Consider the following 14,102-nt stretch of genomic DNA (forward strand, 5'->3'; position numbering starts at 1 on the left):
TAAAAAAGAGTCAATTATTTAGTACAATAGAACTTCTATTAGTATTTAATAAGTTGAAAAAATATTATGAAAATTGTCTGCTCTCAAATTGATCTAAAAAATAGTCTATCATTAGTAAGTCGTGCTGTGCCTAGTCGCCCTACTCATCCAATTTTAGGCAATGTTTTATTAGTAGCTGAAAAGGGTAAAAATCAGGTGACTTTAACGGGTTTTGATTTAACTTTAGGTATGAGAAGTAGTTTTACTGCTGAGGTAGAAGAAAGAGGTACAATTACTTTACCAGCGAAGTTATTGAATGATATTATCGGACATTTACCCGAAGGGGAGGTTAGTTTTTCTTTTGATGAGGAAGAATTAGATGATAATCCGATGGTTGCCATTAATTCTCTTTCTGGTAAGTTTCAGTTACGAGGAGTAAGGGGTGACGAATATCCTGAATTACCAACTATTGACACCGATGACAAGTTTTTATTGCCTGTAACAGCGTTAAAAGAAGGCTTAAAAGGTGCTTTATTTTCTGCTAGTAGTGACGAGACTAAACAGGTTTTAACGGGGTTACATCTAACTCGTGAAGTTGATGGGTTAGAGTTTGCGGCAACCGATGGGCATCGTTTGGCAGTGGCTAAAATCAGTGAGGAAACAGAAACCGACAATAGTAGTAATTTTGCTCTTACTATACCGTCACGAGCGTTGAGAGAGTTAGAAAAGATGATGGCTAATTCTTCTGCTGATGATTTTGTTTCGTTATATGTTGATGAAGGACAAATAGTGTTTGAATTAGATAATCAAAGTTTAACCAGTCGTAGGTTAGATGGTGCTTATCCTAATTATAATCAGCTTATACCGAAAACTTTTGAGCGTTTTATGGTAGTTGATCGTAAAATGCTTATCAATAGTTTAGAACGAGTTTCTGTATTTGCTGATGGTAAAAATAACATGGTTAAGTTCAACCTAATAGCTAATACTAATGAACTTATTTTATCAGTAGAAGCTAGAGAGTTAGGTAATGCTAAAGAAGCTGTTAATGTCGAAATTACTGGGGATGATTTTCAAATTGGATTTAATATTAAATACTTAATGGATGGTTTAAAAGCGATAAATTCCGATAACATTAAGTTTAGTTTAAATGGTGCTACTCAACCCGTTATTATTAATCCTTTAAGCGGTGTTGATATGACTTATTTGATTATGCCTGTTCAAATTAAAGAGTAATTTTAAAAAATAAGTAATAAGTAATATAAAAATAAGTAATTTTAAATTTATTTGATGCTTTTTTTTGATTGAAAAACCTCGTTAATATCATTTAATTAGGGTTTACTGTTGAAAGTCAAAAAGTTATAATAATCAAAGATTTAAAAATAGTATAATAGAAAAAAATACACAGTTTTAAGAATTTTTATTTAAAAACTCAACACTCTTAATACTATTTTCTCAATATTTTTTCTGTAATTATTATTAATACTAGATTGAGAATATAATTTATAAGTATTTCTCTTAACTCTTCTCTCCTAACTCCTCTCTCCTAATTTTCATGATTAATTTTTAACTGTTTTTTAGCATCTTTAAAAGCATCTTTCATTACTGCTTTAATTTTTTCAGGATTCGGTTTTTTTCCTCCCACAATATCACCAAAATAAGCACAAGCACCTTCACCCAAAGCCCACGTATATGCCCCTGCCCAACTAGCCGCTACAACCGCACCAAAACCGGGTATAAATTTAATTAACTCTCTACCAACAACTTGGGCTAAAAATCCTCCAGCGATGGCACTTATAATTCCTCCAGCTTGAGAAGGGTTAATGGTTTGTCCATAAAGTCGTCCTAAAACCCCTACCATTGTCACTTCTAAGGCAGTTAAAACGGGCATGGTGGCAAAGGGAAGAGGCACGGCGGCAAGGGTTACGGCTATCACCGAGAATGCTAAAATATAGCGTCTAGCAACGTTTTTATAAAGGTTTCCTAACTGAGAATTAACGGTTTCATCTAATAATTGATGAATGGTTTTTGCTTCCGCTGAAGGTAGTAATTCGGCTAAAGAATCTCGGAGATTTTCTAAACCATAAAAAACAGGAATAAATCCATCTTCTTCTAAAGTAAAGTCAATTAAAGTTACTTGATCAAATAAATCACTAAATGTATTTTTTATCTCACTAAATGCCCTATCTATTTCGGGAAAATTAGGAGGATATTTGGGATGATTACTGTCGAGATTAGGATAAAGTTCATGTAAAGAAGTTACTACTAATAAACAAGGAATTTGAGGGTATTTTTTCCTAAGATTTTCAGCAATATTTTTTAAACTATCCGTAGCAAAATCATTAATTTTTACTGTCAGAATTAAAATCCTTGCTCGTTTAGTTTCGATGTCTAATTGAGTAGTTAATTCCGTGATGATTTCTTCCGTATTTTTATCAACATCACCTAAACCAACAGTATCAGTAAAAATCAGTAAAGGCAAATCTTCAGAAGGGTAAGCGTAACGCTTTGTGTATTGCGTATGAGGACGAAAACCCTGCCCCACAATTTCTTCCCCAACTCCTGTCAAACCTCTTACAATAGAGCTTTTCCCGGCTTGGGGTTTACCGATAAGTAACGCTTCTGTGGTAGGCAATTGCGATCGCACAGACTCTAAAATATTAGCAATTTCTGTTTCATCAACTTTGAATAAATCAAGAGTTTTTTTAATAGATGGAAGTTTCATAAATTACTTAATAATGAATAATTAATTATGCTCAATTATGTCCTTAAATCCCCAATGCTTTTCATAGATATTACCCAAAATTTGGAAGTAAAAAGGCACATCAATTGCCATAATATTCATGACGAATAAAAGGTAAATTAACTACTTCTCCTTGCACTTTTCCAATGTAAACTTTTAAGCCAATATCTCCTGCTTTTGTGCGAATATAACCTAGGGCAAATTTTTCTGATTCTGTTTCTAAATAACTGGTTATTTTACCAACTTTTTCTCCTTCAATGGTAATAATATTATCTATTTCAGGATTAATAGATTTATCTAATTTTATTCCCCAAAGTTTTTGTTTAATGCCTTTATAAGTATTTAAACGAGCAATAGTTTCTTGTCCGATATAACAACCTTTATTAAAAGAAATTGCATCCCATAAACCACTTTCTAAAGGATTATATTCATCTGTTAATTCTTTATTAGATGTAGGTTTTCCTTGTAAAATTCGTAAATTTTCGTAGTCTTTATCATTTATTAAAATAGGATTTTTTGATGTTATTCTATCCCAAATATAAGAGGCTTTTTCTTGAGAAATAATTAAATTAAATCCTGTTAATTTTAAGTTACAACCAACGGTAATAATTAATTCTATATCATCAATTTTAATAATTTTATGGGTAAATTCAGCCGATTTTAAAAAGTCAGTATCAACCCATTCTGATAATAAATCTAAACTTTTTTCACCGATTAAAGTAAAAATTTTATACTCAGTAGTTATATCTTTTATCCCTACTTTATCAAAGGGGAAAATATATCTATCCATCCAATCATATAACTTTTTATTTTGTGCTGGAGAAACTAATAATAAAACTTCATTTTCTTGAATATAAGCACTAACTAAATCAATATTTCTTCCTGTAGAATTAACAAAAACTGTATCACAACCTTCTCCTACTTTTAAACCTTGAATATCATTAGTAGTTTGATTATGTAAAAAACGAAGTTTATCATCTCCTGTTACTTTTAATAAACCAAAATTACTTCTGTCAATTAAAGCTAAAGAATTTTTAATAGTATCAATATTAATCATATTTTTTATTATTATTTTTAAAATTATTCAAGATAAAATTTTCAGCTTGAATTAGAGTTTCAGGTGTGCCAATATCTAAAAAAGGTGTTTCCGTTATATGTACTTTTATTTTACAACCTTGATTGAGTAATTTGGGGAAAACATCATATTCAAAACTAAGAGGTTTTTTATCGGGAAATTTGTTAATAACTGAGTGTTTAAATAAATAAACTCCAGCATTAATAACGCCTTTTCCTTGTTGTTTTTCAGCAAAACTAATTAAATTATAATCATCATCATATTTTAACGAACCATAACGAGAAGCATCAGGTAAAGATAACCCTAAAATAACCCCATCAACCTCTTTATTTTCTAACAAGTTATATAAAGGTTTTAAATCAGTAAAAATTAGAGAATCACCGTTAGTTATTAACCATGAAAAGGGTTGTTGATTTGATAAATTTACGGCATTAATAAAACCTCCTGCTGTGCCTAAAGGTTCACTTTCTTGATAACAATTTACAGTAATATTTTTTAGATTTTGCTCCTTAAAATAAGATTCAATAATATCACCTAAATAACCAGTAGAAAGAATAAAATTATCAATATTTTGTTGATGTAAATAGTTAATAATCCATTCAATAAAAGGTTTATTTGCTACTTCTGCCATGGGTTTAGGAATATTAGGCAATAGATGTTTAATTCTAGTACCAAATCCTCCTGCGAGAATAACCGCTACTGTATTTTTGATTTCATCATTTATCATAAAATAGTTATCTATAGTTTAAAATTAGTAATAAATAAAGGAAATATTATCGACAAAAAAGATTTTATTATAAACATAATATTTAAGATTAAATTTAGTTTCTTAACTAACTTATTTAGCTAGATTTTTTAAAAGAATGATTTTAATTTATTGATTATTTTATCTACGGAAAAAGGTTTATTTTTAATAATATTTGGTATATTTTCAGAGAAGGATTGTTGATGATCAAAAAAGCTATTAATTTCTTCAAATATTCTTACTATACGTTCTTTTATTAAAGGTAAACGATAATTATTAACAATATCAATATTAGCTGAATTATCTTGCCAATTTTCCACTGCTTTTAAAATTCTTTGAACATCATATTCTTTAGAATAAACTCGCAATTTATGACAATTAAAGCTAGGATCTAAATAGTCTGATAAAGCATCATTTAAACTAGAAAAAATTGTACATCCACAAGCTATTGCTTCTAACGGCGGTAAGCCAAAACCCTCACTAGCTTTAGCTTGTACCCAATATTCTGTAGAATCATAAAGATAAACTTTAGTTTGATTAAAAATAGTGGCTAAATCTTCTACCCAATAGTCAATTAAAGTCAAATTACAGTGGGGATTTAAGGCTGGTACTAGGTCTTCAATTAAATATTTTGATGACTTGCGTTTCTGTACTAATACATCAATCTTTCTTTCTTCTTGTTTATTCTGATATTTGTCAGAAATCTCGTTAGGAAGATAAAAAATAAGGTTATTCGGTGCAAATCTTCCCCAATAGCCTTGAGAATGTTTACTAACGTTTATTATCGGCACTTTTGATGGTATTTTAAACTTGTATCCCGTACTATGTGCAAAATAAACTACATTAAAATCTTTAAGTTTTGTTAAAAGTTCTTGAATATGAGGTCCCCAATGAATAACATAAATATTATTAGTCGCACTAATGTCTTTAATTACGTCATTTAAGAACAAAATATCCTTCTCTTTTTTCTTATAAGTAACGGGTTGAGCGTAAAAAAAAGATTGTGTCATAGCCATAAATCTTAGTTGCGCAATATGTCCACCGCTATGGATATTCATTTCAGGAAAGAGAAAATACAGATTCCGTTGTGTCATGAATAGTGAATAGTGAATAATGAATAATGAATAATGAATAATTAATAATGAATAATGAATAATTATTAATTTTAATAAGTTTAACCTCAATTCTTCTACTTATTACTTATTACTTATTACTTTATTTTTAAACGTTAGAATAAATAGTATTGCGTAAAATAGTATAACCCTTGATTAATTCTTGAATGCCTCTGGCTAATGTCCAATCAGGAGTAAAACCAGTACTTAAAATTCTGGCATTGGAAACAATATAATCTCTTTTATCAGGATCTTCGCCGATAGGTGCTTCAATATAATAGAAATTGGGTATTTGTTTCTGAATTTCGGCACATAGCTCTAATTTAGACAAGTTAGCGTCTTCTAAACCAACGTTATAAGGTTTTCCTTTCATGGTTTCAAAGTTATCTAAACCGTGTAAAAATACTTTCACCACGTCACGAATATGAATATAATTACGCTTAAAGTGTCCTTCAAATACTACCACCGTGCGATCGCTTACGGCACGATAGACAAAATCATTGACAAGTAAATCAACTCTCATACGAGAAGACATACCAAAAACCGTAGCCAAGCGGAAACTAATACTATTTTCTCTTTCTAAAATGGCTTTTTCAGCTTCTACCTTAGTAACACCATAGGCGGAAATGGGACGTAATGGACTTTCTTCGGTACACATTTTACCTTTTTCCCCGATGCCGTAACCACTGTTAGTAATCGGCACTAAAAATCTTTGCTCTTTACTTGCTAAACGACATAACATTTGAATAGCATCTCGATTGGTGGTTTCTGTGGCAATTTTATCTCTACCGCATAAAGGCGCACCAACTAACGCCGCTAAGGGAATAATGACATCGGCATCTTTAACTAAGTCTTTCATTAGACTTTCTTCACGACAATCACCCCTTACTACTTTAAAAGTATCGTATTGACAACACTCTGCGAGGCTATTTTGACGAAACATAAAGTTATCAACTACAGTTACTTCATAGCCTTTACTCAATAATACAGGAGTTAATACTGAACCGATATAACCACCGCCTCCGGTAATTAAAATTTTCATAATTAGAATATTAAGTTTAAATATTGATTAATGTTTTGCCGTATTTAATCATAAAGGATTACGGTAATTAGGAATTAGCAATTACTTAAAGTGCTGAAGGAGGACGTACATAGTCCACTCCCACAGAGTTTAGGTATAATTTAATGGCTTCTGGAGTGTTTCCTTCATAGGCTACTTTACCATGATCTAGCCAAATTGTGCGATCGCATAAATCTTTAACATATTCGAGGCTATGGGAGACGAACAAAATTGTACTACTTTGTTCCCATAAACTTTGAATTCGAGCGCGGGATTTATGGGCAAATTTAGCATCCCCAACGGATAAAACTTCATCAAGGATAAGAATATCAGGTTGTACATCCGTAGCGACAGAAAACCCTAAACGTGCTTTCATTCCAGAAGATAAGGCTTTGACTGGCACTTCTCCATATTCTTCTAATTCTGCAAATTCAAGAATTTCATAAGTGCGACTTTTCATTTCTTCTTTAGAATATCCCAGTAAAACACCGTATAAAATGATGTTATCTTTAACAGACATATCCATATTAAAACCAGCCCCTAATTCAATTAAAGGAGCAATATTTCCTCTAATTCTCACTGTACCAAAAGTCGGATCTAAAATGCCACAAATAACTTTTAATAAAGTAGATTTACCAGCTCCATTTGAGCCAATAATACCTATTTTTTCCCCACTTTTAACAACAAAATCAACATCTTTTAAAACTTGTTTTTTAGCAGGTTTAACATATTTTCCTTGAAGAAAAGAAAAGACTGTTTTTTTCAGATCATAAGAAAATTCTTCTTGAGTTCTACGCCATAATGAAACATTATTTAATCTAATAACTTCTTGATCCATTTTGATAAAAATAAAGGTAATAAATAATATTTAAAATAAAAAACTTATTTAAAGTAAATCCATGAAAGATGATTGTACACGACGGAAAAATAACCACCCTAAAGTTAAAATAATTATGCCACTAAAAAAACCTTTCATCAAGTGACTAATTTCGGGAAAAGTACCTTCTAAACTTATTTGTCTAATACTTTCAATAATAGGTACTAAAGGATTAAGATAAAGAAAAGGTTGTACTCTTTGAGGCACAATTTCCGCAGGATAAAATACAGGACTGGTAATCCATACAATAAAAGTTGTGATTTCGTAAAAATAACCTAAGTCTCTAAAAAAAACAAATAATGCACTTAAAAATAAACCGATTCCAGTACATACTAAAACTAAAGCAATAAAAGGGAATAATAATAAAAATGCAAAGAAAATATTATGAGTTTTTATTAATGTAACTATGATTAATAACGGTAAAGATCCTACCACAAATTGAAAAACATTTGCCGCAATCATTGATAGTGGAAAAACTGGTAAAGGTAACTTTATTTTATTTAATAAATCACCATTAACAACAATGCTACTTAATGCTTGAGTTGTAGAAGAATTATAAAAATTAATTACTAATAAACCAGTGAAAGCAGCAAACATATAATTAATAATAGAATTACCAAAATAAGAAGCAAATGTTGCTCCAAAAATAACAGTATATAAAATAGTCATAATAATGGGATTTAATAATGACCAATATACCCCTAAAAAAGAGCCTCGATAACGAGTATTTAGACTTTGTGGAACTAACACAGATAATAATTCCCAATAACGAATAATCTCATGCCATAATGGCAGTTTTTCTATGGTATTTAAAGTGTTTTTTTTGCTTAAAATCATAAGTAATTAGAAATAATAATTAACTATTTTTTATCTGATAAAATTATTCTATCTTAGAGTTATATCATTTTTATGGCATTATGTATTGTGATTAACTCGATTATTTATCACTATAAAATTAATAAGTTATCAAGTAAATTCTCTAGTGTATCTAATAAATTATTTGTTGAAAAGAGATCCTTAAGGTAAACTTAACCAAAGATTTAATCTATCATCTTTAAGAAAAAAAATAATTTAATTTCCACAATGATGACTAAACAAAAAACGGCTTTAATTACTGGTGTTACAGGGCAAGATGGTTCTTATTTAAGTGAATTTTTATTAGATAAAGGTTATAAGGTTCATGGTATTATTCGACGTACATCAACTTTTAACACGGACAGAATAGATCATATATACCAAGATCCCCATCAAGAAGATGCTAAATTTTTCCTTCACTATGGAGATTTAACGGATGGTACTACTCTACGACGTATTTTAGAAGAAACACAACCTGATGAAGTTTATAATTTAGGTGCTCAATCCCATGTTAGAGTAAGTTTTGATACTCCTGAATTTACCGTTGATAGTGTCGCTATGGGTACTTTAAGATTATTAGAAGCCGTCAGGGATTATCAACAAAGAACTAATGCTAATATACGTTATTATCAAGCTGGTTCATCGGAAATGTTCGGAAAAGTACAGGAAATTCCTCAAAAAGAAAGCACTCCTTTTTATCCCCGTAGTCCTTATGCTTGTGCTAAAGTATATGCTCACTGGCAAACTGTCAATCACCGTGAATCTTATAATCTTTTCGCTTGTAACGGTATTTTATTTAACCATGAAAGTCCTCGCCGTGGTGAAACTTTTGTCACCAGAAAAATTACCAGAGCGATCTCCCGTATTATAGCAGGACAACAAAAAAAACTATACTTAGGGAATATTGACTCAAAAAGAGATTGGGGTTATGCTAAAGATTATGTTGTGGCTATGTGGTTAATGCTGCAACAAGAAAACCCTGATGATTATGTGGTAGCGACAGGAGAAACCTATTCCGTCAGAGAATTTTTAGAATTAGCTTTTTCCCACGTTAACCTAAAATGGGAAGATTATGTTGCCTTTGATGAGCGTTATTTACGCCCTGCGGAAGTAGAATTATTAATAGGAGATCCTAGTAAAGCTAAAGAAAAGTTAAATTGGAAACCTAGCGTTACATTCCCTGAGTTAGTAAACTTGATGGTAGATGCGGATTTAGAAGCATTAGGTATTACTGATGGGGACAAAGTAAAAGACATAGCTTATATTCGTCAAAATATGTTGCACAACGTCAATTAGTAGGGGCGAATGGTATTCGCCCGAATGATATTCGCCCAAAAAAAGTATTCCCCCAAAGAGGGTTAATGTTATTAACCCCTACAGTCAATCATCAATTATTTATTATTATGTTAGATTTAAGTACAAAAAAAATTCTTGTAACTGGTGGCGCTGGGTTTTTAGGTAAACAAGTTGTCGCCGAATTAATTAAAGCTGGGGCAAATCCCGATAAAATAACCATTCCACGCTCAAAAGATTGTGATTTAACCCAGTGGGAAAACTGTCAAAAAGTTGTCGCAAATCAAGATGTAATTATACATTTAGCCGCTCACGTTGGCGGAATTGGCTTAAATAGAGAAAAACCCGCCGAATTATTTTATGATAATCTCATGATGGGTACTCAATTAATCCATGCCGCTTATCAAGCTGGAGTCGAAAAATTTACTTGTATTGGCACTATTTGTGCCTATCCTAAGTTTACTCCTGTACCTTTTTTAGAGGAAGATTTATGGAATGGTTATCCAGAAGAAACAAATGCACCTTATGGCATTGCTAAAAAGGCTTTATTGGTACAATTAGAATCTTATCGCGCACAATATGGCTTTAACGGTATTTACCTTTTACCAGTAAATTTGTACGGACCTGAAGATAATTTCGATACTCGTAGTTCTCATGTCATTCCTGCATTAATTCGTAAAGTTCACGAAGCACAACAAAGAGGCGATAAAATCTTACCCGTATGGGGTGATGGAAGCCCAACTCGTGAGTTTTTATACTCTAATGACGCAGCTAGAGGTATTGTTATGGGTACACAAAGTTATAATAGTTCAAACCCCATCAACTTAGGCACTAATTCTGAAATTACTATCAAAGATTTAACACAATTAATCTGCGAATTAATGGGATTTGAAGGTGAATTAGTGTGGGAAACTGACAAGCCAAATGGACAACCTCGTCGTTGTTTAGATACTTCTAAAGCAAAAGAAGCCTTTGGTTTTACCGCTAATATTGGTTTAAGAGAAGGTTTAAAAAATACCATTAATTGGTATCGAGAAAATAGTTAATAATTATTGGTATTTTACAAAGAGGATGATAAGGAAAATTTCTTCCTTTTCCTCTTAAATAGCGTAAAATTTTAGATATTTAGACTTGTTAAATGTCAAATAAAAATATCAAAAAATTATTCCGATAAGTTATTAATTAAGGTTTGTTAATGGGAATCAGAAAGCTAGAATAATCAATGCTTTAGATCTATCTAATAGATTAACAAAAAAGTGTGCAGTTTTAAAGATTTTTATTCCTCAAATCAAAACTTTTGATCTTATTCTTTAGAATACTTCTATAAGTATATATATTATTTATAGTCTCAAAACTTTTATTCTTTAGTATTTCCCCTATCTCCCCGTTTCCTTTTATCTCCTATCTCCTAATTAGTAAACCCTTTTTTACTTTTACGATTAGACAACTTTTTCAATTCTCCCGTTTTTATCCAGTGTAAATGTTGATTTAATAACTCTTGTAAATTATAATTTTTAACAATAGTTTCTCTAGCTTTTCTCCTAATTTTTGCCATAATTTCAGGGTTATCTAAAGCATATTCTACCTTATCAGCAATATTTTCTGGAGAGAAAAACGGCACGAATAAACCATTATAATTATCTTGGATTAATTCTTCTACAGGTTTAGTTTTTGAAGCCACAACCACACAACCAGTTGCCATTGATTCTAACATTGACCATGATAAAACAAAAGGACGAGTTAAATAAATATGTGCTGAAGAGACTTGCAACACTTTTAAATAATAATCGTAACTCAATAACCCAGTAAAATGTACTCTACTTAAATCCAAGGATACTTTTTCTAACATCACATCTTTATAGGTTTTACCATCAGGTAATTGTTTCCCATAAGCCACACGATTTTGACCAACTATGACAAAATGAGTATTAGGGCGACGTTTTTGTAAAATATCAATAGTTTCAATAAACTGAGGAAAACCCCGATAAGGTTCCATACCTCTGGCTACATAAGTAATAATTTCCGTAACCTTGCTTAAATCTAAATTAATTTCAGGTATCACTAACTTTGTGTCGGCATTAGGCTTAAAAAATTCTGTGTCAACACCGTCATGTAAAACCGTTATTTTTGACTGATATTCTGGAGGAAATTGTTGTTTTTGCCATAATGTCGGGGATAATCCCCTGTCACAGCTATATAAATCAATCAGAATAGGTGCATTTTTAACCCTAATTCTAGCTTCATCATCCGCCGAAAGAGGATCACTGGGATCGAAATCGGCATCACTACCATGAGCATTATAAAACCACTCAAAATAACATAAAAATTTGGCACGAGGAAAAATATCTTTAATAAATAAAGTTGGCCCCCAGCCCGAATGACCATATACAATATCAGGATAGAAGCCTTCCTGTTTTAATTGAGTTGTCACACGATAAATTGCTTGTCCCTGTAAAACAGCATTTTCTAAATTACGAATATAGTGATGAGTTTCGATTTTAGCTTCTCTCGAAGGTTGATAAATTATCTTTTTTATCCCCTCTATTTGTCCTTCTTCTCGCTTTGTAATAAAAATTACTTCATAATTAGAGTCTTTCCCTAAAACTTGACATAAATGACGAAATTGTGCGGGAAAATTAGGGTGTATGAATAAGACTTTTGTTTTTTCTTTAAACATAAGCTAAAAGTATTTTTTTTTACGGAAATAATTACAATTTAAGTATAAAGTTTAACCATAGAAATTTCATTTTAATCTCATTAAACTTAATAAGTATAAATACTCATAAATATTTACTATCTTTTGTAATCATAAAATATTCACCTTTACAAACAATAACTTATGTTGTAAATTGGGTAGAATAATTGATAAAAAAATATACAAAGAATAGATTTAAAAAATTATAATTTAGTCACAGTGATAATAGTGAGTAAATGATAGAGTTTTTGGTAGTAGAGGAATTAAATGAATATCGATAAATAAACATTAGAGGTTAAGATCATGGAACTAATTATTTGTTTAGCATTAGCTTTGTCAGTTTTTTTATTTTTAATTACTTGTATCGTAGGTATCGTTTCCGCTCCAACTCCTATTCTTTTAGCTATTTTACTCGGAGGAATGTTACTTACCCAAAAATCTATCACTAAGTTTAATGAGTCTGACATAACCTTGGTGGATGAAAGAGATAAAAATAGAATTGAAAAAGTCGAAATAGCTTCTAATCCAGAAGTTAATCAAGGTGAATTTAAAACTAAAAATTCTATGACTTATCGGGGTTTTAACTATAATCGAAATAATAACCTTGATAAAACTGTTAGCTATAAACCCAGTGGCGTAACTCATTATCGAGGAGCAATTATTGATAAAAGTAAAGAAAAAATAGTTTAAATTCAGCTCGTGGATTAATCTAAAAATACTTAATCGAGAAATTTATAAATTGCCTAACCTCGATTATTTTGAGTAAAGGCATTGATTTTACCTAAAAATTCTTCTGTAAGTTTACTAAAAGCTTTTGAACCGCTAGAATTAGGAGAAGTTAATACCGCCGGCATAAATAAATCTATGGCTTTCGCTACATTTACATCCATAGGAATATCCGTAGTAAATAGTTGATCTATGCTAAAGTCTTGTTTAACTCGTCTAATTACTTGATCATAATACTTGTCATAACGTCCAAATATCCCCCCAGCTTCAGACAAAATAAACACAATCCCTAATAATCTTAAATCAAGAGGGTTATTATCTTGATGATTCTCTTTTAACTTTTTAACTCTCCTTTCTAATAATTGTATCCCTACTAATGATAACGGTTCAGGACGTGCTGGTAATAAATAAAAATGACTAGCCGCAATGGCGCTTCTGGTGAGAAGATTATACCCGGGTGCGCAATCCATAATAATAAAATCATAGTCTTCTATCACTGGTTGTAGAATATTACGGATTAATAATCTTTCAAAATTATTCCACACTGACTCAAAATTTTCGATTTTATTTTCGTTAACGGCTTGTTGATGCAACATTTCCGATACCACATATTCATCGTATAAATCTATATCTCCGGGTAATAACTCTAACTGAGGTAAGCCACAAACAGATTTAGTAATTAAGTCATGAATATCTAATTTCGAGTAGGGATTAGGCACAATTATATTATCAATTAAATAACTCAAAGTTTTGCGCTTTTTCCTTAACTTCCCAAATTCATGGGGCGGTAATAAACTTAAAGTCGCACTAATTTGTGCATCTAAATCTAAAACTAAAACTTTTTTATTAAAATTTTTGGCTAATGAAGTAGCTAAATTTACCGTTAAAGTTGTCTTACCTACACCGCCTTTCATATTAACGGTACTAATGATATATCCCATAATA

Annotated in this window: 13 protein-coding genes; 4 read left to right on the top strand and 9 right to left on the bottom strand. The window is 31.0% G+C overall.

Annotation, left to right across the window (positions count from 1 at the left end; genetic code table 11):
• The first annotated feature begins 66 nt into the window (after positions 1-66).
• Positions 67-1,212 (top strand): DNA polymerase III subunit beta, encoded by a 1,146-nt coding sequence (dnaN, locus tag ACEW8E_RS09245; RefSeq protein WP_373480049.1) that lies wholly within the window; start codon positions 67-69, stop codon positions 1,210-1,212.
• Positions 1,213-1,522: 310 nt separating this feature from the next.
• Here the strand turns inward: dnaN and ACEW8E_RS09250 are convergent, their stop codons facing one another.
• The 7 genes from ACEW8E_RS09250 to ACEW8E_RS09280 all read right to left on the bottom strand — a co-directional run bounded on the left by ACEW8E_RS09250 (position 1,523) and on the right by ACEW8E_RS09280 (position 8,425).
• Entirely contained in the window at positions 1,523-2,701 is a 1,179-nt protein-coding gene (locus ACEW8E_RS09250; RefSeq protein WP_373480050.1) for a YcjF family protein, read from the bottom strand.
• A 100-nt stretch (positions 2,702-2,801) separates the two neighbouring features.
• Complete coding sequence (locus ACEW8E_RS09255) at positions 2,802-3,776, bottom strand: folate-binding protein YgfZ (RefSeq protein ID WP_373480051.1); 975 nt, start codon at positions 3,774-3,776, stop codon at positions 2,802-2,804.
• Positions 3,769-4,521 carry a nucleotidyltransferase family protein gene (locus tag ACEW8E_RS09260; protein WP_373480052.1) on the bottom strand — a complete coding sequence of 251 codons (753 nt, stop codon included), beginning with the start codon at positions 4,519-4,521 and terminating at the stop codon, positions 3,769-3,771. Before ACEW8E_RS09260 ends, ACEW8E_RS09255 begins: the two co-directional genes overlap by 8 nt.
• A gap of 128 nt (positions 4,522-4,649) precedes the next feature.
• Entirely contained in the window at positions 4,650-5,633 is a 984-nt protein-coding gene (locus ACEW8E_RS09265) for a glycosyltransferase (protein WP_373480053.1), read from the bottom strand.
• Between the two features lie 127 nt (positions 5,634-5,760).
• Complete coding sequence (locus ACEW8E_RS09270) at positions 5,761-6,693, bottom strand: NAD-dependent epimerase/dehydratase family protein (RefSeq protein ID WP_373480054.1); 933 nt, start codon at positions 6,691-6,693, stop codon at positions 5,761-5,763.
• An 85-nt stretch (positions 6,694-6,778) separates the two neighbouring features.
• On the bottom strand, positions 6,779-7,549 hold the full coding sequence (locus ACEW8E_RS09275) for an ABC transporter ATP-binding protein (RefSeq protein ID WP_373480055.1): 771 nt from the start codon (positions 7,547-7,549) through the stop codon (positions 6,779-6,781).
• A 48-nt stretch (positions 7,550-7,597) separates the two neighbouring features.
• Positions 7,598-8,425 carry an ABC transporter permease gene (locus ACEW8E_RS09280; protein WP_373480056.1) on the bottom strand — a complete coding sequence of 276 codons (828 nt, stop codon included), beginning with the start codon at positions 8,423-8,425 and terminating at the stop codon, positions 7,598-7,600.
• A gap of 249 nt (positions 8,426-8,674) precedes the next feature.
• Here ACEW8E_RS09280 and gmd point away from each other — a divergent pair, with 249 nt between their 5' ends.
• Both gmd and ACEW8E_RS09290 read left to right on the top strand, forming a co-directional pair.
• Positions 8,675-9,739, top strand: a complete 1,065-nt coding sequence (gene gmd, locus ACEW8E_RS09285; RefSeq protein ID WP_373480057.1) for a GDP-mannose 4,6-dehydratase — start codon at positions 8,675-8,677, stop codon at positions 9,737-9,739.
• Positions 9,740-9,846: 107 nt separating this feature from the next.
• A complete protein-coding gene (locus ACEW8E_RS09290) occupies positions 9,847-10,782 on the top strand; it encodes a GDP-L-fucose synthase family protein (protein WP_373480058.1) in 936 nt (311 codons plus the stop codon).
• 362 nt (positions 10,783-11,144) lie between these two features.
• Here the strand turns inward: ACEW8E_RS09290 and ACEW8E_RS09295 are convergent, their stop codons facing one another.
• The gene (locus tag ACEW8E_RS09295; protein ID WP_373480059.1) at positions 11,145-12,413 is read right to left on the bottom strand and encodes a glycosyltransferase family 4 protein; all 1,269 of its coding nucleotides are present in this window, start codon (positions 12,411-12,413) and stop codon (positions 11,145-11,147) included.
• Positions 12,414-12,734: 321 nt separating this feature from the next.
• Here ACEW8E_RS09295 and ACEW8E_RS09300 point away from each other — a divergent pair, with 321 nt between their 5' ends.
• Positions 12,735-13,121 (top strand): hypothetical protein, encoded by a 387-nt coding sequence (locus tag ACEW8E_RS09300; protein ID WP_373480060.1) that lies wholly within the window; start codon positions 12,735-12,737, stop codon positions 13,119-13,121.
• Between the two features lie 53 nt (positions 13,122-13,174).
• Here ACEW8E_RS09300 and ACEW8E_RS09305 read toward each other — a convergent pair whose 3' ends face one another.
• Positions 13,175-14,098 carry a ParA family protein gene (locus ACEW8E_RS09305; RefSeq protein WP_373480061.1) on the bottom strand — a complete coding sequence of 308 codons (924 nt, stop codon included), beginning with the start codon at positions 14,096-14,098 and terminating at the stop codon, positions 13,175-13,177.
• Between the last annotated feature and the right edge of the window lie 4 nt (positions 14,099-14,102).

It is taken from the genome of Geminocystis sp. (assembly GCF_041753295.1).
Taxonomy (GTDB): Bacteria; Cyanobacteriota; Cyanobacteriia; order Cyanobacteriales; family Cyanobacteriaceae; genus Geminocystis.

What these genes read in the sequence shown, in the direction of transcription:
- ACEW8E_RS09250 (WP_373480050.1), bottom strand. Translation starts at nt 2,701, where the DNA reads ATGAAACTTCCATCTATTAAAAAAACTCTTGATTTATTCAAAGTTGAT.
- dnaN (WP_373480049.1), top strand. Translation starts at nt 67, where the DNA reads ATGAAAATTGTCTGCTCTCAAATTGATCTAAAAAATAGTCTATCATTA.
- ACEW8E_RS09300 (WP_373480060.1), top strand. Translation starts at nt 12,735, where the DNA reads ATGGAACTAATTATTTGTTTAGCATTAGCTTTGTCAGTTTTTTTATTT.
- ACEW8E_RS09305 (WP_373480061.1), bottom strand. Translation starts at nt 14,098, where the DNA reads ATGGGATATATCATTAGTACCGTTAATATGAAAGGCGGTGTAGGTAAG.
- ACEW8E_RS09295 (WP_373480059.1), bottom strand. Translation starts at nt 12,413, where the DNA reads ATGTTTAAAGAAAAAACAAAAGTCTTATTCATACACCCTAATTTTCCC.
- ACEW8E_RS09280 (WP_373480056.1), bottom strand. Translation starts at nt 8,425, where the DNA reads ATGATTTTAAGCAAAAAAAACACTTTAAATACCATAGAAAAACTGCCA.
- ACEW8E_RS09270 (WP_373480054.1), bottom strand. Translation starts at nt 6,693, where the DNA reads ATGAAAATTTTAATTACCGGAGGCGGTGGTTATATCGGTTCAGTATTA.
- ACEW8E_RS09275 (WP_373480055.1), bottom strand. Translation starts at nt 7,549, where the DNA reads ATGGATCAAGAAGTTATTAGATTAAATAATGTTTCATTATGGCGTAGA.
- ACEW8E_RS09255 (WP_373480051.1), bottom strand. Translation starts at nt 3,776, where the DNA reads ATGATTAATATTGATACTATTAAAAATTCTTTAGCTTTAATTGACAGA.
- ACEW8E_RS09290 (WP_373480058.1), top strand. Translation starts at nt 9,847, where the DNA reads ATGTTAGATTTAAGTACAAAAAAAATTCTTGTAACTGGTGGCGCTGGG.
- ACEW8E_RS09260 (WP_373480052.1), bottom strand. Translation starts at nt 4,521, where the DNA reads ATGATAAATGATGAAATCAAAAATACAGTAGCGGTTATTCTCGCAGGA.
- ACEW8E_RS09265 (WP_373480053.1), bottom strand. Translation starts at nt 5,633, where the DNA reads ATGACACAACGGAATCTGTATTTTCTCTTTCCTGAAATGAATATCCAT.
- gmd (WP_373480057.1), top strand. Translation starts at nt 8,675, where the DNA reads ATGACTAAACAAAAAACGGCTTTAATTACTGGTGTTACAGGGCAAGAT.